The organism is uncultured Desulfosarcina sp. (assembly GCF_963664155.2).
GTDB lineage: Bacteria > Desulfobacterota > Desulfobacteria > Desulfobacterales > Desulfosarcinaceae > Desulfosarcina.
In genome coordinates, this window is record NZ_CAXXXH010000001.1 from 5,180,337 (window position 1) to 5,199,074 (window position 18,738).

General features: G+C 59.2%; 14 protein-coding genes. 4 read left to right on the forward strand and 10 right to left on the reverse strand.

The features are described 5' to 3' along the window. The 5 genes from ACHZBS_RS23715 to lexA form a co-directional block, all read right to left on the reverse strand. Entirely contained in the window at positions 1 to 3,036 is a 3,036-nt protein-coding gene (locus tag ACHZBS_RS23715) for a DNA polymerase III subunit alpha (RefSeq protein ID WP_319408963.1), read from the reverse strand. Positions 3,037 to 3,200: 164 nt separating this feature from the next. Further along, positions 3,201 to 4,127 carry an ROK family protein gene (locus tag ACHZBS_RS23720; protein ID WP_319408964.1) on the reverse strand — a complete coding sequence of 309 codons (927 nt, stop codon included), beginning with the start codon at positions 4,125 to 4,127 and terminating at the stop codon, positions 3,201 to 3,203. 89 nt (positions 4,128 to 4,216) lie between these two features. Continuing rightward, positions 4,217 to 5,389, reverse strand: coding sequence for a hypothetical protein (locus ACHZBS_RS23725; RefSeq protein ID WP_319408965.1), 1,173 nt, complete (start codon positions 5,387 to 5,389; stop codon positions 4,217 to 4,219). Between the two features lie 202 nt (positions 5,390 to 5,591). Further along, positions 5,592 to 6,488 carry a DUF72 domain-containing protein gene (locus ACHZBS_RS23730; protein WP_319408966.1) on the reverse strand — a complete coding sequence of 299 codons (897 nt, stop codon included), beginning with the start codon at positions 6,486 to 6,488 and terminating at the stop codon, positions 5,592 to 5,594. Then, positions 6,475 to 7,131, reverse strand: coding sequence for a transcriptional repressor LexA (gene lexA, locus ACHZBS_RS23735; RefSeq protein ID WP_319408967.1), 657 nt, complete (start codon positions 7,129 to 7,131; stop codon positions 6,475 to 6,477). The genes ACHZBS_RS23730 and lexA overlap by 14 nt, the downstream gene beginning before the upstream one ends. A gap of 216 nt (positions 7,132 to 7,347) precedes the next feature. Here lexA and nth point away from each other — a divergent pair, with 216 nt between their 5' ends. From nth to ACHZBS_RS23755, 4 genes are all read left to right on the forward strand, one after another. Continuing rightward, positions 7,348 to 8,013 carry an endonuclease III gene (nth, locus tag ACHZBS_RS23740; protein ID WP_319408968.1) on the forward strand — a complete coding sequence of 222 codons (666 nt, stop codon included), beginning with the start codon at positions 7,348 to 7,350 and terminating at the stop codon, positions 8,011 to 8,013. Positions 8,014 to 8,085: 72 nt separating this feature from the next. Next, a complete protein-coding gene (locus ACHZBS_RS23745; protein ID WP_319408969.1) occupies positions 8,086 to 8,874 on the forward strand; it encodes an exodeoxyribonuclease III in 789 nt (262 codons plus the stop codon). A gap of 18 nt (positions 8,875 to 8,892) precedes the next feature. Then, positions 8,893 to 9,690: an alpha/beta hydrolase gene (locus ACHZBS_RS23750; protein WP_319408970.1), complete on the forward strand. Its 798-nt coding sequence runs from the start codon at positions 8,893 to 8,895 to the stop codon at positions 9,688 to 9,690. 127 nt (positions 9,691 to 9,817) lie between these two features. Then, entirely contained in the window at positions 9,818 to 10,393 is a 576-nt protein-coding gene (locus ACHZBS_RS23755; RefSeq protein WP_319408971.1) for a hypothetical protein, read from the forward strand. Between the two features lie 167 nt (positions 10,394 to 10,560). Here the strand turns inward: ACHZBS_RS23755 and ftsY are convergent, their stop codons facing one another. From ftsY to argF, 5 genes are all read right to left on the reverse strand, one after another. Further along, on the reverse strand, positions 10,561 to 11,721 hold the full coding sequence (ftsY, locus tag ACHZBS_RS23760; protein ID WP_319408972.1) for a signal recognition particle-docking protein FtsY: 1,161 nt from the start codon (positions 11,719 to 11,721) through the stop codon (positions 10,561 to 10,563). Between the two features lie 18 nt (positions 11,722 to 11,739). Then, entirely contained in the window at positions 11,740 to 15,351 is a 3,612-nt protein-coding gene (gene smc / locus ACHZBS_RS23765) for a chromosome segregation protein SMC (RefSeq protein ID WP_319408973.1), read from the reverse strand. A 375-nt stretch (positions 15,352 to 15,726) separates the two neighbouring features. After that, entirely contained in the window at positions 15,727 to 16,665 is a 939-nt protein-coding gene (gene pyrB / locus ACHZBS_RS23770; RefSeq protein WP_319408974.1) for an aspartate carbamoyltransferase, read from the reverse strand. Between the two features lie 153 nt (positions 16,666 to 16,818). Then, complete coding sequence (locus ACHZBS_RS23775) at positions 16,819 to 17,760, reverse strand: carbamate kinase (RefSeq protein WP_319408975.1); 942 nt, start codon at positions 17,758 to 17,760, stop codon at positions 16,819 to 16,821. Next, positions 17,760 to 18,677, reverse strand: coding sequence for an ornithine carbamoyltransferase (argF, locus tag ACHZBS_RS23780; RefSeq protein WP_319408976.1), 918 nt, complete (start codon positions 18,675 to 18,677; stop codon positions 17,760 to 17,762). Before argF ends, ACHZBS_RS23775 begins: the two co-directional genes overlap by 1 nt. Positions 18,678 to 18,738: the final 61 nt, after the last annotated feature.

Here is an 18,738-nt window from a genome sequence, read left to right on the forward strand (position 1 = left end):
TCACCCTTCACCCTTCACCCTTCTTTCTATGGCCTGCACCCGATCCACGGTCAGGGTTACGGCGCCCCAGTTCGCTTCCACCTTTCCCGCCAGCAGGTAGGGTCGATTCCGGTCGATCATGTGACAGAAGCGGCGGTAGGGTTCGGTGAAAAAAGTGGTCTCAACAATACCGGTTTCATCTTCGAAAGTGAGAAATTCCATGGGATCCCCGCGGCGGGTATGCACCACCTTGCCGGTGACCAGCCAGGCGGCCAGGCGAACCCGACGGCCCACCAGACCCGGAAGGCGGTTCGCCTTCACGGTGTGCATCGTCATGATAACGTTGGCAAACAGGGTGATGGGGTGTTGGCTGCACAGAAAACCCAGAGCCGCATATTCCCGACGAAGGCGCGTGGCAGGATCCTCCGGCGGAAATACGGGCGGTGGCGTTTCAGTCACGGTGAGTCTCCGGGCTGTAAACAGATTTGCCTGTCCCTGTGACCGCCGCCGCGCGGCCTGCCATTGGGCCAGGGTCCACAGCAATCGGGTCCGCGAACGCTCGGTGTCCAACGTGTCCAGGGCGCCGCAGTGGATCATGGCACGAATCTCGTCTTCATGGGGCTGCACGCGATCGAGAAAATCGGTGATGTCTTTGAAATCCGATGTCTGCCGGCATGCTATGATTTTCTCCATGGTCGGTCCGCCCAATCCGCCAACCGCCATCAGGCCCACCTTTACATGGCGAGCTTTGCCGGTCCATCGGATCGAACTGGTGTTGACGTCCGGCGGGTCAACCACCAGCCCCATGCGCCGGGCCTCGGAAACGTAGGCAAAGGTGCTGTAGAAGCCTCCCTGGTTGCTGATGACCCCGGCGATGAACTCGGCCGGGTAATGGGTCTTGAGAAAGGCCGCCTGGAACGAGACCCGGGCGTAGGAAGCGCTGTGAGGCTTGCAGAAGGAGTACCCGGAAAAGCTCATCATCATCTGCCATACGGCACCGGCCTGATCCGGTGATACGCCCCGGATTGCGGCGCCGGCCATGAAGCGGTCATGGAAATCGGCCAACTGCCGCTGCCGGTCCTTTTTGGCGATAATCTTGCGCAAGCCGTCGGCCTCGGCGTCGGAAAAACCGGCCAGGGCCTTGGCTGCGCGGGAGACGTCTTCCTGGTAGACCATGATGCCGACGGTTTCGTCCAGCACGTCGGCCAGCAGCGGATGGATGGGGTCCCAACTGCCACCGTGCAGGCGGCGCAGGTACTCCTGAATATAGGCGTTGGCCGCCGGCCGGATGATCGAGGAGTGAACCACCAGGTGGTCGAAGTCGCCGTTGCCGGCTTTCTGGTGGAGCAGCCGCATGGCCGGGCTTTCGATGTAAAAGCAACCCATGGTGCGGCCCCGGGCCACCGTATCCCGGGTGGCCGGATCGTCCTCGGGTTCCCAGCGGCTTTCGTCGAAGTCGATGCCGTTTGCCCTCACGTTGGTCAGTGCATCCCGGATCACCCCCAGGCTCCGGTTGCCCAACAGGTCGATTTTCACCAGGCCGGCATCCTCGGCGCCCTCCTTGTCCCATTGGATGAGGGGGACCCCTTTGGGGGCTTTTTCGATGGGGACATAGTCGCGGATGGGACCTGGGGTTATCACCACACCACCGGGATGCACCGAGAGGTGGCGCGGGATGCCGATAATCCGCTGGGCCAGGGCCATGATCTGCGGCCAGGGGTGAACGAAATCCAGGTGGCGGGTTTCCGGGCGCTGCCTCAGGTTCTCCAGCAATCCCGCGTCCAGTTCTCCCCGCTGCCAGAACCAGGGCAGGCGCCGGGTGACCTCGCCGATCTCGGCATCGGGCATGCCGAAAACCTTGGCGGTCTCCCGCAGGGCCATGCGGGGCTGGAACAGAATATGGCTGGCGACCATGGCCGCTTGGCCGGCAAAGCGGTCCAGCACGCCGTCGATGACCGCGTCCCGTTCATCCCAGGCAAAATCCACGTCGATGTCCGGCGGGTCCGTTCGTCCAGGGTTGAGGAATCGGCCGAAGTAGAGGTTGTGTTTCACCGGGCAGACGTTGGTGATGCCCAGACAATAGGCGACGAGGGAGGCGGCGGCCGATCCCCGGCCGCAGGTGCGGGGGCTTTGGGACACGATTTTTTGTACCACCAGGAAATAGGCCGAAAAATCCATGCGGGCGATGATGGCCAGCTCGTGTTCCAGTCGCTCCACCAGGGCCTCGCCCAGTTCTTCCCCGTAACGGGTGTGGGCACCGGCATAGGCGGACCGGCGCAGGCAATCATCGGCGCTGAGGTTCCGGGTGTCTTCCCACGGCGGCATGACCAGACCAAAGGCCGGGCCGGCGAAGGCTAATTCATCGGCAAGTCTGCACGTGTTGTCCACCGCTTCCGTGCAAGCGGCGAATCGCCGGTGATATTCTTTGGCCGGCGCCAGCCAAGCCTCTTCCACGGCCGTGTCGCCGGGATCGAGCCGGGAAAGGGTCGTATTGCCGGCGATGGCCCGCAACAGGCGATGGACGGCGTATCCGTCCGGTTCCAGAAAAAAACTGCCCGGCGTGGCTACCAGGGGGATCCCCAGGCCTCGGGCCGTCTGCACCACGGGGTGGAAAGGGGACGGGGGCCGACGGGGCAGAGCCGCTGCCGTGTGGACTCCGGCCCGGTGCCAGGCCGCCAGCAGGCGGGCGTGGGTGGTGAGAACCAGCAGGCCATTGGCCAGGCGGGGCAGGGCGATGGACAGATCGAATGCCGGGTCCCGGTGGCGCCGGGTGATCAATCGGCACAGGTTGGCATAGCCGGTAGTATCCTTAACCAGGCAGACGGCGCGGTGGTTCTTGTTCGGATCGGTGATTTCAGCCCCTACGATGGGGGTGAGTCCTTCCTCCTGACAGGCGTTGAGAAATTTCCACATGCCGTAGAGGTTGTCCGTGTCGGTAAGGGCCAGGCGGTCGTATCCCATGCGTCGGGCGGCCCGGCAGATCGACGCCGGCGAATCGGTGCCCCACATGAGGGAATAGTGGGATCGGACGGTGAGGGGAATTAGCTTATTGCTCATAGCTGATAGCTGATAGGTGTGGGAATGGTCGCCGGCGTCTGGCAGCGATAAAAATGCTGAATGTCAAAAACCAAATGCCAAAATGAAAGAAGAGGGCTGATTTTATGATAAAATCGGCAAAACTACCGTTGCCATGAGCTATCCGCTGCGAGCTGTCTGCTGTCTCACTTGCCGATCCAGGCGGCGCCGATAACGCCGGCGGAGTCGCCCAGGCGGTGTTTCAAGATGGGGGTCTCCACGCGTTCGTGGAAGGCATAGCGCCGTACCTGCTTCAGCCCCAGGGTGTAGAGTTCGTCGATGTTGGACACCCCGCCGCCCAGCACTACGGCATCGGGGTCGAGAATGGAAATCAAGCCCCCCAGGCAACGGCCGAAATCGTCCAGAAACTGCTCGAAAGCGGTTGTGCATGCGGCGTCACCCTGCCGGTAGCCGTCGGTGATCTGCTCCAGCGTGAGCCGCCGCCCGGTGTGTTCGAAAAAGGATCGGGCTACGCCGCCGCCGCTGATTTTGGTTTCCACGCACCCCCGGTTGCCGCAGTAGCAGCGCATGCCTGCCGGGTCCACGGCAAAGTGGCCCCACTCCCCGCCGATGCGGTGCCGGCCGGTGTGGATGTGCCCGCCGATGCTGATGCCGCCGCCGCAGCCGGTGCCCAGGATGATGCCGAACACCAGGTGATACCCTTTGGCGGCGCCATCTCTGGCTTCGGCCAGGGTGAAGCAGTTGGCGTCGTTTTCCATGGCGATGGGGCGGCCCAGGAGGCGCTCCAGGTCCGCTTGGAAGGGGTGGCCGATGAGCCCGGTGGTGTTGGCATTCTGGACCCGGCCGCTTCGATCGTTGATGGTGCCGGGGATGCCGATGCCGATGGTGCAACCCTGACCGTTGGGCACTTTATCCAATGTGCTTCGGGTCAGCGCGTGGACGGCATCCCGAATCTTTTCGTATTCGGCAGGGCCGTCCGGATCACGCGGCGTGGCCATGCGTTCCCTGAGCAGGCTGCGGCCATCCGGGTCCAGCAGGATGGCCTCGATCTTGGTGCCGCCCAGATCGATGCCCAGGCGGTAGGTCGGGTCCATTGAGTTTGTTGAGTTCATTGCGTTTCCTGTGTTTGGGTTCGGTTAATTCCTGAATCTTTCAATCCCTTAATTCGGACTTCAGTCTTTTCTGACCTCTGTCATCCGGCTTACGCCGCCAGCATCCGCCCCATGGCCAATGCCTCGGTGCCGAAGCGCTGACGGATCCGATCCATGGTCGCCACCAGCCGGTCCTGTCTTTCCGCCATGCGGCGTTCCGGTTCGAACAACAGACGCTGGGCCGGCGGATAGGTCAAGCGGTCGCAGACGAGGGTCATGCGCCGCAGTCGGACCCGCCGGGTCCAGGCCAGATTGAGCACTCGCCGGGCATGGGTGAAAAGAGTGAAATCATTGGCCGTAGCCGGTGCGGCCGCTACCTGGCGGATTCGCCGGACACCGTCGGTGTGGTCCAGAACCAAGGCGACCCGCCGGGCGGCCAGGGCCTGGTGCCGCAACTGTCGCCCGGCCTGTTCCACCAGCCGGTACAGGCTGCGTTCCATCTGCGAACGGTCATTGGTGTCGTCGCCGAATTCCTCGCATTCGACGATCCGCGGCGGCGGATCGTCCACGGGGCGAACGGGCGACGGGTCGATGCCATGAAGCCGATCATGGATGAAGCGCCCCCGATGGCCGAAAAGGGTTTCCATCTGATCGGTGCTGAGCATGGCGGCCTGAAATACCCGGGTCATGTTGAAATCATTCAAATGTGCCAGGTCGTCTGGCTCGATGCCGGGCACCAGAAAGAGGGGCAGGGGCGCCAGAAAGGCTGCTTCGTCGCCGGGATCCACGATATACTCGCCCAGAGGCTTGACCAGCCGGGTGGCGATTTTGGCGATGAGCTTGCTGGTGGCCACCGACCAGATGGGAGCCAGACCGAGGTCCCGCCGGATCCGGCGGGACAGCCGCCAGGCTACATCCACCGGCGGCCCCAGCAGACGGCTGCTGCCGGTGACATCCACAAACAGATGCCCATCTCCCTCACCCGGCTCGATCAAGGGCGAGCAGGGCAGGGCGGATTTCAGCATCCGGGCCATGGCCTGGCCGTAGCGATCCGGGCGGGGCGGCAGTACCCGGGCGTTCCGGCACCGGCGAAGGGCCCGGCTCAGGGGCATGTGCTTTCTCACTCCGGCCTGAAAGGCCTCTTCGCTCATGTCGACTACCGCGGCCCGGGTGGCTCTTGCCGGTGCGACGATCACCGGCCGGCTGTCGAGCCGGCGATCCAGCACGCGCTCCACCGCTACGGCGAAGTCGGCGACGTTGATGTGAATGATCGATCGTTCCATGATTGACGGATCCCTAAAACGTCCGATATCTGCGTTAGGCTTCATCCCTCGTCACTGCGGCGTACAACAAGTACGCCTCATTCCTCAGGATTCGCAAGCCTTGATCTCGAACGTTTTACGGACCCGTCTGGAATGTGAGTTTATACGATTACATCAAAATCCTGAGGTCAGAGGCCAGAACTTCGGGATCGGAATTCTGTCTTCAATTTTCGGTCAGCTGTTCCATCAGCATTCGGGCATTCTTCGGTGCCTGGCCGCGGACGTGGTTATTGAAAAAAATGATGCCGGTGTCTGCCTGCCGGGTCATTTCGGGAATGCGTGACCGGGACCACTGGGCCAGTTCGTCGTCGCTGTAGTCGTAGTCGAACTGTTTTTGCATGCTTCCCGAACGCCAGCCGGCAGCGTTGCGGCCGTGAAAGCGGATGTAGAACAGGTCCGGGTTGGTGACCACGGCCAGGGGCGGGAACAGATCCTTTAGTTCCGGGCCGTCCACGCAGGCCAGGGTGACCCGGCGCGCTTCCAGGGCGGCGAACACCCGGTCGATGGCCCAGGAGGCGTGGCGGAACTCCACGACCAGGGGCAGGCCGGAAAGGGCATCCAGCAGCCGGGACAGATAGCTGCGGTTTTCCGGATTGCGCCGGAAAAAGGGCGGCAGCTGCACCAGCACGGCCAGCAACTGGCCCGACTGCACCAGCGGGGCGATGCCCTCCCGGTACAGAACCGCCTGGGCCGGCCATCCGTTGGCGTCCATCTCGTGGGTCAGGCTGCGGGTGAGTTTGGCGGCAAAGCGAAAACCCTCCGGCGCCTTGCGCCGCATGCGGTCGATGGCCGGTGCTTTGGGCATCTGGTACCAGGTATAGTTGATCTCGGTGACCGGGAAGATACGGGCGTAATGTGCCAGCATCCGGTCGGAGCCGGTGCCCGGCGGGTAGAAGCCGGCATCCACCCACTCGCTGTATGCGTATCCGCTGGTTCCCACCAGGATGCCGGCCGGATTTTGGGTCTCCTTACGTTGCATGGCTGTTGTTTGGAAAAAAGAATCCGTTTCGGTTTGCTCGATGAATTCTGTCTTCTGGATTCTTCCCTCACATGTTTTCATGTGCCTTTGGCAGTTGTTTGGGATGTAATATCCGCTGGATGCCTACCACCCGTCCCTGAATCAGCACGTCGTCAAATCCGTAGCGCATGGCCGGATAGTCGGGGTTTTCCGGTCGCAGTTCCACGTGGTCCCGGTGGAGAAAAAACCGTTTTACCGTGGCTTCCTCCCCGTGGATCAGGGCCACGACGATCTCCCCGTTTTCGGCATACTGGCGCGGGGCGCACACGGCTATGTCCCCGTCCAGGATGCCCGCCCCTTTCATGGAATTTCCCCGCACCCGCAGGGCGAAAAGATGCTGGCCGCGGTAAAGGGTGCGGTCCAGCACCAGGCTACCCTCCCACTCCTGCTGGGCGTACAGGGGCAGACCGGCGGTGACCCGGCCCACTACCGGCACTTCCCGCCACCGCTGGGCCGCTGCCGTTTCACCGGCAGGACTGAGCAGGTGAAGGGTTCGGCTGTAGCGGCCCTGGCGCTTGACCACGCCTTTTTGTTCCAACAGCTTCAGGCCCTGGGAGACGGCAGCGTGGCTTACGCCAAGGTCCTGGGCCGCCTGGCGGAGACTGGGCGTGCTGCCGGTGCGTTCAATGATTTTTTTCAGGTAGTCGAAAAGCCGTCTCTGTCCCGTTGTCAATTCGGGTTCCATTTTGCATCTCCACGCATCGGTGATTTAGCTGTCTCCATTATAAAAAACAGAATGTAAATGTCAATGTAAAGTTTATGCGTTTATGTTTATTAACAAAACTGCAGGTGTTGGACTTGGGACTTTACCTGAAGGGGCGGCCGGTGTATGGATGCACGGTAATGCCGATGTTGCCGATGCCGCCTATCTCTCCTATGGACCCGGAAAGAACCGATTGCCATGACCCCCCAGAGATCCTTTGATATCGACCGCTTTGTTGCCGTCATCGAAGCCAATTACCGCCAGTGGAATCCTCCCATCATCACCTTTATTGCCAACCGCGGAGCCACCCCCTTCGAGGTGCTGGTCTCCACCCTGCTTTCCCTGCGCACCAAGGACGAAGTGACCGGTGTGGCTGCCCAGCGGTTGCTGGCGGTGGCCCGGACGCCGGAATCGATGGTCAAGCTGCCGGCGCGGGAAATCGAAACACTGATCTATCCGGTGGGGTTCTATCCCACCAAAGCCAAGCGGCTGCTGTCCATCAGCCGGATATTGCTGGACCGCCACGGCGGCAAGGTGCCGGATACCCTGGAGGAACTTACCGCCCTGCCTGGTGTGGGCCGCAAGACCGCCAACCTGGTCCTCGTGGAAGGATTCAAAATCCCGGCCATCTGTGTGGACACCCACGTGCACCGGATCAGCAACCGCATCGGCTACGTCAAGACGAAGACTCCGGACAAGACCGAGCAGGCGCTGCGCAAGAAACTGCCCAGGCGGCACTGGGTCCGTTACAACGAACTGCTGGTGGCCTTCGGCCAGGTGCTGTGCCGGCCCGTTTCCCCTTTTTGCAGCCGATGCCCGGTGGCCGCCATGTGCCCGAGAATCGGAGTGGACCGCCACCGCTGATTTTCTTGCGCACATGCGTAGATAAGGTGACGTAAATATTCAATCGCAGAGGACTCAGAGAGAAGGAAACCCATGCCAACGCAAACCATCAAACTGCTTTCCTGGAACGTCAACGGCTACCGGGCCGTCATGAAAAAGGATTTTCTGATATCCATCCGCAGCCTGGATGCAGACATCGTGGGGCTCCAGGAAACCAAGCTCCAGGAAGACCAGTTGACCCGAACCATGAAGGCCATCGATGGCTACGAGGCCGCCTTTTCCTTTTCAACGGTTAAAAAGGGGTACAGTGGGGTGGCCGCTTATTCACGCCTGATTCCCCAGGCGGTGCGCCACGGCATCGGCATCCCCCGGTTCGACGATGAAGGCCGTGTGGTGGAACTGGAATTCGATGCGTTTACGTTTTTTAACGTCTATTTTCCCAACGGCCAGATCAGCGAGGAGCGCCTCCGCTACAAACTGGATTTCTACCAGGCCTTTTTCGATTATGCCGAAAGGTTGCGCAAAGAGGGAAAAAGCTTGATCATCGCCGGTGATTTCAATACGGCCCACAACGACATCGACCTGAAGCACCCCGGGCCCAATTCCAAGCGATCCGGATTCCTGCCCATTGAACGTCGGTGGCTGGACCGCATCGTCGGGATGGGCTACGTGGACACGTTTCGCCACCGCTATCCCGATGCGGTGAAATACTCATGGTGGTCCTACCGCTTCAATGCCCGGAAAAACAACGCGGGCTGGCGTATCGACTACTTTTTCGTTTCCGAGGACATTATCCAAAAAGGATGGCTGAAAGATGCGTTCATCGACAACGACATTTTCGGATCGGATCATTGCCCGGTCGGGATCGTTCTTGAACTCTAAGCGGTTGAGGGATTGCCAATGCCAATGGTGAAGATCGGTGGTCTGGACGTGCACTATGAAATCCACGGGGAAGGAGAGACCATCGTGCTGCTGCACAACGGATTCTCCTGCGGCATGATGTGGGAGGAAATCCATCCGATGCTGGTGGCGGCCGGTTTCCGGGTGATGTTATATGACCGGCGCGGATTCGGTCGGTCGGATGGCGGCGCTGATTTCGCCAGCCACTATGTGGATGAGGATTTCCGCGAACATAGCGTGTCGGCAATGGCTGAATTGGTCACTCTGCTGGGGCTCGACCGCTTTCACATCGTCGGCCAGTGCGAAGGGGGGGTGGTGGGTGTGGACTATGCCGTTCGTTTCCCCGGCCAGGTCAGAACCCTCGTCACGGCCAGCACCCTGTGCCACAGCGTCATCTCAATGCAGGCGTTCAACCGTCAGAAGTTGCCGGCAACTTTTGACAACCTGGCCCCGGCACTTCAAAAAAAATACATCCGCTGGCACGGCGCCGACCGGGGGAGGATCTTCTACGACATCTGTGCTCAGGGAGGCGGTTGCTATGGCCAAACCGGCTTTTTCGATCTCCGGCCAGCCATTTCACAGGTGACCTGTCCGACCCTGGTCATGTACCCGGACCGGGGCTATTTTTTCGATGTGGAACAGGGGGTTGACTTTTACCGCCATTCGATCAAGGGTGAACTGCTGGTTTTTCCCAAATGCGGGCACAACATTTTCGAGCACTACCCGCAGATGTATGCCCGCCAAGTGGTAGACTTCATCCGACGCCAACGGTCACCTTCCCGGGCGGCCGAAGCGTAGAAAAAATAGAAGGCGGTTTTTATTTCGTTTCTAAAAAGCAGTTGACGGATGGTCGGGTGAAATGTCAGTTAACAGAAGGGGACTGAATCACATCTTGGGAATTGCCTGAACCGGGGAGGGCGCCAGGTTGAAGAACAATTATATCGATGATCTCATCCATTCTGTGGCACGGGTGGTGAAGCCGAATGTCCCGTTGCTGAAAGACCTTCTGGTGATCGGCGGCATGCCTGATAAAACACAGAATCTCCAATATCTGAGCTACAACCGCGATACCACTTTAGCCAGAGGCCTGTCCTGTGAATTTTCCGCCGTGGCGGTGATCAATAACCGGCGCGCCGCGGAATGGCAGCTCACCGGGTATCCCAAGAAAATCAGCCGCTGGATATTTAGTACCCGTTGGGCCCGCAACCCGCTGGATCTGTTTTTAAACAACCTCCGGTGCAACCCGGCGGTCATATCCGTTCTGGCCGGGGCGACCAGCAATTTTACCCTGCTTGGCATCCTTACCGAAACCGAACTTCATGGATCGGGACTGACGAAACGCCGGGCGCAGTACATCTGTCCGGTTGTGGCGGTACCCGGTATCGAGGTTACTGCCTTGCAGACCATTCAGGCTTTTGAATCGGCCAACCAAATTAAAAAATCAGGGATTATCGGCTTCCAGTTTTATCGAAAGACCGGCCGCCAGATGGCGGGGACCTGAAAAAAAAAGGTTCAAGGATTCCCAGGGGGCAAGGTTCAAGGATCTTTTTTCGGTGATCCTGTTCCCACCCTCCTCTGATTCATTGCACAGAGCCCGCAGGATGTGTGTCGGGCATATTATATTGCGCTTTGCCCTTCTTGAGCCTTTCACTTGAATCCTATCCCGTCCTAAAATAAAGCCTCCACGAATTGCTTCGGGTCGAATGGTTGAAGGTCTTCGACGCTTTCTCCCACACCGATATATTTCAGCGGGATGTTCAGGCCGCTGCAGATGCTCACAACGATGCCTCCCTTGGCCGTACCATCCAGCTTGGTGAGGGCGATGCCGGTAACCCCCAGCGCCTCGTTGAACATCTTGGCCTGTGACAGGGCGTTCTGGCCCGTGGTGGCGTCCAGTACCAGCAGCACTTCATGGGGAGCGCCGGGCATCCGTTTGGTCAGGGTACGTTGGATCTTTTTGATTTCCTCCATCAGGTTGACCTTGGTGTGAAGGCGGCCGGCGGTGTCGACGAAGACGATGTCCGTTCCTCTGGAGATCGCGGCATCGATACCGTCGTAGGCCACGGCCGCCGGATCGGCATTATCCTTGCGGCGGACGATGTCCGCACCGGCCCGTTCGGCCCAGATCGCGATCTGTTCGATGGCGGCCGCCCGGAACGTATCGGCGGCGGCAACCAGCACTTTTTTCCCTTTGCGGGACTCAAGGGCGGCCAGTTTACCGATGGTGGTGGTCTTGCCCACACCATTGACGCCCACCACCATGACGACGTGAGGCTTGGCGTCGGCTTCGGGCGCGGGACCGGGCAGGGCGTCGAAATAGGCCAGAATCTCTTCTTTTAAAACCGCTTTCAACTCCTTGGCACCGGCGATGCGCGACCGTTTTTTCGAGATCCGTTCCATGATGTCCATGGTGGTCCGGACACCCATGTCGGCGGTGATCAATAACTCTTCCAGGTCCTCAAGCATGTCGTCGTCAACCAGTTTTTTGCCGAGAAACAGGTCGTCGATATCGGTGGTGAGAATTTTACGGGTTTTGGAAAGCCCGGATTTCAGACGGGCGAACAGGCCCTTACCCTTTTTTTCAGCGGGCCCATCATTCGCCGGTGATGGTGCCGGCGCCGCTTCCTCCGCCGGGACAGGTGAGTCCGCTTCCTGTTCAGCATCCACTGCCGGTTCAATACCCGTGTTGATGGGGGCTTCCGTTTCATGAATGACCGCATCGCCGCTGTCATCTGTCGATGGCGCTGCGGCCGCTTCCTCATCGGGACGAGGCGGTGCCTCTGGCGGCGCGTTTTTGTCCTTATTCTTTTTAAACCATTTGAATGCCATGTAAACCCTTCAATACTACTAGGCAGCGGTCAATTCTTTTGAGTGGTTTTCGCGGTCCAGGTTGACCGATACCACCTTGGACAACCCTTTTTGCTCCATGGTGATGCCGAAAAGGGTGTCGGCAAACTCCATGCTGCTCTTGTTGTGGGTGATCATGATGATCTGGGATTTTTCCCCGATTACCTTCATCAGGTTGTTGAAGCGCATGACGTTGGCGTCGTCCAGCGGCGCATCGATCTCGTCCATGAGACAAAAGGATGCCGGCCGGAGCAAAAAGATGGAAAAGATGAAACTGATGGCCGACAGGGCCTTCTCCCCACCGGAAAGCAGACTCATGCGGGTCAGTTTTTTTCCTGGCGGGTGAACCAGGAACTCCACCCCGGTTTCCAGCGGTTCACTGGGATGGGTCAGTTCCAGGCGGGCGGTGCCGCCTTCAAACAGCCGTGGAAACACTTCCTGGAGTTTTTCGTTGATGCGGTTGAAGGTGTCCAGAAACCGCTCCTGGGTGATGCGGTTGATCTTGCGGATTACCTTGTGCAGGCCGTCGATGGCTTTGATCAGATCGTCCCGCTGCTCGCAAAGAAAATCGTACCGCGATTTCTGTTCCTCGAATTCGCGGATCGCTTCCAGGTTGACATCGCCGATCGTTATGATTTTCTGGCGGATGGTGGCAAGGGCCGTTTCCAGTTCCTCGGGGCGTTGTTGGCCGGTTTCATCCGGCGGGTCGTCCGTTTTTTTAAGCTCGTCGATGGCGCAGTGGTAGTATTCCTGGCAGCGGTTTTCCAAGTTTTCCCGCTTGATCCGCTTTTCGGCCAAATCCATTTCCAGCATTCGGATCTTCTGATGAAGCCCTTCGCGCTCGTTCTGGATCCGGGAAATTTGCGCGTCATTCTCCTTCAGTACGGCATCGATGTCACCAAACGCCTTTTCGTCCGCTTCCAGCCGGCCATCCAATTGTTTCAGGGCCTCATAGTGGGCGGCAAGATCCCTGCTGATGATTTCGTTGCGCTTGGCGGTCCCTTCGGTTTTTTCGCTTTTGGCGGAAATGTCACGGGCGAGCTGTTCGAGACGCCGGATCCCGTCTGCCTGGAAATCCTTCAGGCGGCGAAGCGTGCCGGTGCAGTTGTCCAGGTTGGCGCTGGCGGAGGTGAGTTTGAGCTTCAGGTCCACGATCCGCTGGTTGAAGGCTTCCAACTGTGAGGCGGTTTCATCCATTTGGGCCGACGAGCGGGCCACCTGTTCCTGGGCGTCGGTGACCTTGCGGGCGATGGTTTCCAGCAGGGTATGGTAGCGCTGGATCTCGTCGTCCAGGTCCATCTCTTCCCCCATGAGCTGTTCCTGCTCGAGCCGGACAATCTCCAGGTGCCGCCGGGCGCTTTTCAAATCTTCCCCGGCCCGGTAAAGGGCTTTTTCCGCCTCCATGGCGTCCTGGGCGGCATGACTTTTTTCGGCGATGGCTTCCTGCAGGTGCTTTTCAAGGCCGCGGACCCGGATTTCCATTTTCTTCTGGGCGTCGTGCGCCTCCTCCACCCGGGTGTCCAGCCGATCGCACTGCACGGCCAGGGATTTGATTTCCTGTTTTTTGGCCAAAATGCCCGACAGCTTGTCCGGGCTGCCCCCGATCATCACTCCCTGGTGGGACAGCAGGTCGCCGCTCCGCGTGACCACGGTCTGCACCCGGCCGTTGCGGTTATGCAGATCCCGGGCCGCATCCAGGGTGTCGGCGACCACCACGTGTCCGAGCAGGGCGCCGGCCACGGATTCGAAACCTTCCTTGATCCGGACATGATTCAACAGGAGATGGTCGGACTCCGGCCGTTTGTCCGGGCGATCGTCCATGGCCCGCATGCCGCCTACAGGGATGAATCCGCACCGTCCGGCCTGGGCCTGCTGCAGATAGCCGATGGCATGGGCTCCCGAGGGTTGGTCCTGCACCAGGATGTACTGGAGGGATTCGCCGAGGGCCGCTTCCACAGCGGTTTCATAGGTGGGGGCCGGATCGAGCACATCGGCCAGAAGCCCGACGATGCCGGTGGGCCGGGTGGCATCCGGATGCGGCGCTTCCTGTCTGGCGGCGTTGAGCACGGCCTTGACCCCGTCTTTATACCAGTCCAGGTTGGCTTCCATCTTTCTCAGGGCGGCCAGGCTGCTGCGGGCCTTGCTGCGCTCCATATCCATGGTCTGGGCGGTTTTGACCTGGGCGGACAGGGACGCGATGGCGGCGTCCAGTTCCTTCTTCAAGGATGCGATTCGGCCTTCCATACCCCGGATTTCGGTTTTTATCCGGGTCAATTCGGCCTCGGCGGCCTCGCGGCGGCCGGTCGCTTCCCGCACGGTTTTTTCGGCCAAGGCGGTTTCTTCATCGGTGCGTTTAAGGCGGCGCTTGAGGTTCTCACGGTTGTTGGCGGCGTTCTGGTGGGTGTTTTTAACCCGGGCCTCCTCGGCCACCATTTTCATCAGATCGTTCTTTCCGGTTTCCAATGCCTGATTCAAGGTGTCGATGCGACCGCGTAGGCTGGATGAATCGTGATTTTCCCTTGCGATGGTCTCCTTCATCTCACTGATTTGAGATTGCAGTCCTTGGTGCTGACGCTGAACCTGGTCGATCTCCGAAACAATGCTGCTGTTTTTGGCCTCCAGATCGGTTTTGGCCGCCTCCAGTTCGGCAACCTCGCGTATCAGGCGTTCCCGGTCCGTCTTCATATGGGCCAGGTCAGCCTCCATGCGGTCAATTTTTCTCTGAATGTCGAACTTGCGGGATTTTTGGGCGGCGATCTCCCGGTCTTTTTCAAAACGCCGGAGTTTGATGGATTCGATGGCCGCATCGATTTTTTTGAGTCGGGTGCTCTGGCCGATGTCTTCGTCTTTCAACGATTTTAGCAAATTACCGGCTTTGTCCATCTGGTGACCCAGGTCGGTATCGTGGACCCGGATAAGCCGGATGTCGATCTGTCGAGCCTCCGCTTTGAGACTTTTAAACCGCTCGGCTTTTTGGGCCTGCCGCTTGAGGCCGGCCATCTGGCGGTCGATTTCGGTGATAATGTCCTTGACCCGCAGCAGATTCTGGTTGGTGGCGTTCAACTTTCTCAGGGCTTCGGTCTTGCGCATCTTGTAGCGGGTGACCCCGGCCGCTTCCTCGATGAAGACCCGTCGTTCGTCGGGGCCCGCGTCGGTAATTGCGCCGATGTTTCCCTGCTGGATGACCGCGTAAGTGCGGGCACCCACGCCACTGCCCATGAAGATGTTGTGGATGTCTTTGAGTCGGCAGGGCTGCTTGTTGATCAGGTAGGCGGTTTCGCCGCTGCGGTAGAGGCGCCGGGTCACCATGACCTCGCTGAAATCCCGGAAGGCTTCGGGCATGCTGCCGTTGTCGTTGACCAGGGTCAGGGAGACCTCGGCCATATTCAACGACGGTTTGCCGCTGGCGCCGGAAAAAATGATGTCTTCCTTATCCTTGCCTCTGAGCTGTTTGATGCTTTGCTCCCCCATGACCCAGCGGAGGGCGTCCACTACGTTGCTTTTGCCACATCCGTTGGGGCCAACCACGGCACAGATGCCCGGTGGGAAGGCAATGCTCGCCTTTTCGAAAAAGGACTTGAATCCGACAATGTCCAGCTTTTTAAGTTTCATTGCTGCCTGCTCCTGCTTGCCTGTCCGGCGATAATCGCTCGATGAGGGTTGGCAACAGCTGTTATGCCCGAAGGCGAAAAGATATTGGATTGCGTTGATTACCCTTTAAATACCGGAAGCGGTCGCCGAACGGGGCGATTACTGGTACGTAGATATCATCATGGTCAGTGGTTGTAAAGAAGAAAGCACAATCGGGGGGGTGATAGGAAGATGTATGACACTATATGTGGTGTAAACATTCACATGATAGATTGCGGTTGAGGCCAAGGCCGCCGCTTTTTCGCAATCGCAGGCGTGGCATCGCACCATCGAAGATTGCGGAAACGTGAGAACGCTGGCCGGGGGCGCAAGGTGCCGTTTCCGGATAGACACGAGCTAATCTTTTTTTAACAACAGGTACAGCAGCGCCATGCGGATGTAAAGGCCGTTCATGGCCTGCTGAAAATAGCGTGCCCGGGGATCGTCGTCCACTTCTTTGGGAATTTCGTCCACCCGGGGCAGCGGATGCATGATGATGGCACCTGGCTTCATGGTCTGGACCCGGTCCAGGGTGAGGATGTATTTGCCGGCGGCCGCAAGGTAGTCTGCGGGGTCATGGAACCGCTCCTTCTGGATGCGGGTCATGTAGATGCAGTCCACCTCCGGCGCAACTTTGGCCAGGTCGGTCTCTTCCCGCCACGGAACGTTGTTTTTATCCAGGTAGGCTTTGATGTCGCCCTCCATTTTGCACACCGGCGGCGACACGAAGATGATCTCCACGTTTTCATACTTGGTCAGCAGGTAGGACAGGGATCGTACCGTTCGCCCATAGCGCAGGTCCCCCACCATGGCGATTCTCAGACTGCTCATCCCCGAGAAGGCATCCACGATGGTATACATGTCCAACAGGGCCTGAGTAGGGTGCTGGCCGGCGCCGTCGCCAGCGTTGATCACGGGGATGCAGGATATTTCCGAAGCCCGCGCCGCGCTGCCCGCCTCGTTGTGGCGCATGACGATCACGTCGGCGTAGCCGTTCATGATCCGGGTGGAATCGGAGAGGCTTTCCCCCTTGGCCGCACTGGAAAACTCCCGGGCATTTTCCGTCGTGATCACCGATCCGCCAAGGCGCAGCATGGCGCTTTCAAAGGAAAATCGGGTACGGGTGGAGGGTTCGTAAAACAGGGAGGCCATAATCCTGCCCTCCAGGGCCTTGGCAAAGTGGCGTTGACCATAAAGATCCGCCTTCATCTGGTCCGCGGTCTGGAAAACCACTTCCAGCAGGTCCCGGTCGAACTGCTGGGACTCAATCACGTGCGCCAACGGAAAAGTAGCCATGGGGGCGTCCTCCTTGATATCTTTGTTGTTAATTAACCGATGAACAAAAAATTAAGGGTTCAGGAGTCGAACGTCTGAGGGCAGAGATCGGGAGGGCCGAAGCCTGATTCGCAATTTCCGACCTCGGTCCTCCGACTGCGATCTTCCAGTCCCTCAATCAATGACGAATTCGGTGCCGGCCGTTCCCGCCACCGCGTCGACGATGCGGTCAATCCGGGTAATCACCGCCCGATTCCCTCCGCTGCCGACGAACTGCATGGCTGCTTCCACCTTGGGCAGCATGGCGCCGGAGGAGAACTGGCCATCGATGATATGTCTGGCCGATTCCTCGAGACTGACACGGGTCAGATAGCGCTCGTCGGGCTTGCCGAAATTAAGGGCCACGCCGTCCACATCCGTGGCCATAATGAACAGATCCACGCCCACCTCTTCAGCCAGGCGGGCACTGGCCAGGTCCTTGTCGATGACGGCGTCCACACCGTCGAAGGTCCTCCCGGCGCGCACCACCGGAATACCGCCGCCGCCGCAGCAGATTACGATGAAACCCGTATCGATCAGGGTTCTGATTTCCCTTTTTTCAACGATGGTCACCGGTTTGGGGGAAACCACCACGCGCCGATAGCCTTTGGCGGTTTTTACCGTGGGGTAGGGCAGGGTGGCGGCCTTTTCTTTAGTAAACACCGGTCCCACCGGTTTGGATGGCGATTTAAAGGCTTTGTCGGTTTCATCCACCACCACATAGCTGATCAGGCTGACCAGCGGCTGGCTGTTAACACCCATGGCCATGAGAGCTTCGTCCAGGGTCGATTCGATCATGTAGCCGATCTGTCCCTGGGTCTGGGCCACGAGAATCTCCAGCGGCAGTCGGGGAACCGTGTCGCAGCACTCCTGCTGAAGCAGCAGGTTGCCTACCTGGGGGCCGTTGCCGTGGGTGATGATGACCCGGAAATCCCTTGACAACCGGGCGATCTGGGTCATTGGAATTTTCAGGTTGTCGAACTGTTCCTCCACGGTGCCGATCTGGCCCTTCTGGATCAGCGCGTTTCCCCCCAGGGCGATCAGCAGCACGGGTTTCTGATTGGCCTTCTTCTTCATCAGGCCTTCCCGCAAATCTTCAGGAGGATGGCATTTTGGGCATGCATGCGGTTTTCGGCCTCGTCGAAGACGATTGACGCCTCGGATTCGAGCACCGAGTCGGTGGTTTCCACGCCGCGTTCGGCGGGAAGGCAGTGCATGAACAGGCTTGTTTTGCCGGTGGCGGCCATCAGTTCATCATTGACCTGGAAGCCCTGGAAACGGGCCTTGCGCGTTTCAGCCTCTTCCTTTTGCCCCATGGAGGCCCACACGTCCGTATAGACGATATCCGCATCCTTGACAGCCGCTTTGGGATCGTGGCTGATTTCTATTTCAGACAGGCCGGCTTGTCGGGAATCGGCGATGGTCTGAGCGTCGGGTTCATAGTCATCCGGGCAGGCGCAGACAAAATGAAAGGATAATCGCTGGGCCATTCGCAGCCAGGAGTGCACGATGTTGTTGCCATCGCCCACGTAGACCACCTTCAGGTCCTTGAGGTGGCCGCGGTGCTCAAAAATGGTGAACATGTCCGCCATGATCTGGCAGGGATGGTTGTAGTCGGTGAGGCCGTTGATCACCGGCACCGATGCGTATTCGGCCAGTTCCAGTACATGCTCGTGGGCGAAAAGCCGGGCCATGATCACATCGTTGTAACGGGCTACCACCCGGGCGATGTCTTTGACCGCCTCGCGCTTGCCGATGGAGATGTCCGACGGCCCTAAATAAAGGGCGTGGCCGCCCATGCGGAAAAAGCCCGTTTCAAAGGAGATGCGCGTACGGGCGGACGGCTTGGCGAAAATCATGGCCATGGAGTGGTCCTTGAACGGTTTGAAATCCTCCCGCCGCTTGAAGCGGGCCTTGACTTCTTTGGCCAGGGCAAAGGTCGCCTGGATCTCGTCGGCGGTAAAATCGGTGACATGCAGAAAATCGCGTTTCACGGGTTTTCCTCCTGAAAATAAGTGATGTTTCCACATTCAAAAAATTCGCAGCGTTCCGTTT

Excerpts from the sequence above, each read along its gene's own strand:
- ACHZBS_RS23715 (WP_319408963.1), bottom strand. The coding sequence starts at position 3,036 with ATGAGCAATAAGCTAATTCCCCTCACCGTCCGATCCCACTATTCCCTC.
- ACHZBS_RS23720 (WP_319408964.1), bottom strand. The coding sequence starts at position 4,127 with ATGAACTCAACAAACTCAATGGACCCGACCTACCGCCTGGGCATCGAT.
- ACHZBS_RS23725 (WP_319408965.1), bottom strand. The coding sequence starts at position 5,389 with ATGGAACGATCGATCATTCACATCAACGTCGCCGACTTCGCCGTAGCG.
- ACHZBS_RS23730 (WP_319408966.1), bottom strand. The coding sequence starts at position 6,488 with ATGAAAACATGTGAGGGAAGAATCCAGAAGACAGAATTCATCGAGCAA.
- lexA (WP_319408967.1), bottom strand. The coding sequence starts at position 7,131 with ATGGAACCCGAATTGACAACGGGACAGAGACGGCTTTTCGACTACCTG.
- nth (WP_319408968.1), top strand. The coding sequence starts at position 7,348 with ATGACCCCCCAGAGATCCTTTGATATCGACCGCTTTGTTGCCGTCATC.
- ACHZBS_RS23745 (WP_319408969.1), top strand. The coding sequence starts at position 8,086 with ATGCCAACGCAAACCATCAAACTGCTTTCCTGGAACGTCAACGGCTAC.
- ACHZBS_RS23750 (WP_319408970.1), top strand. The coding sequence starts at position 8,893 with ATGCCAATGGTGAAGATCGGTGGTCTGGACGTGCACTATGAAATCCAC.
- ftsY (WP_319408972.1), bottom strand. The coding sequence starts at position 11,721 with ATGGCATTCAAATGGTTTAAAAAGAATAAGGACAAAAACGCGCCGCCA.
- smc (WP_319408973.1), bottom strand. The coding sequence starts at position 15,351 with ATGAAACTTAAAAAGCTGGACATTGTCGGATTCAAGTCCTTTTTCGAA.
- pyrB (WP_319408974.1), bottom strand. The coding sequence starts at position 16,665 with ATGGCTACTTTTCCGTTGGCGCACGTGATTGAGTCCCAGCAGTTCGAC.
- ACHZBS_RS23775 (WP_319408975.1), bottom strand. The coding sequence starts at position 17,760 with ATGAAGAAGAAGGCCAATCAGAAACCCGTGCTGCTGATCGCCCTGGGG.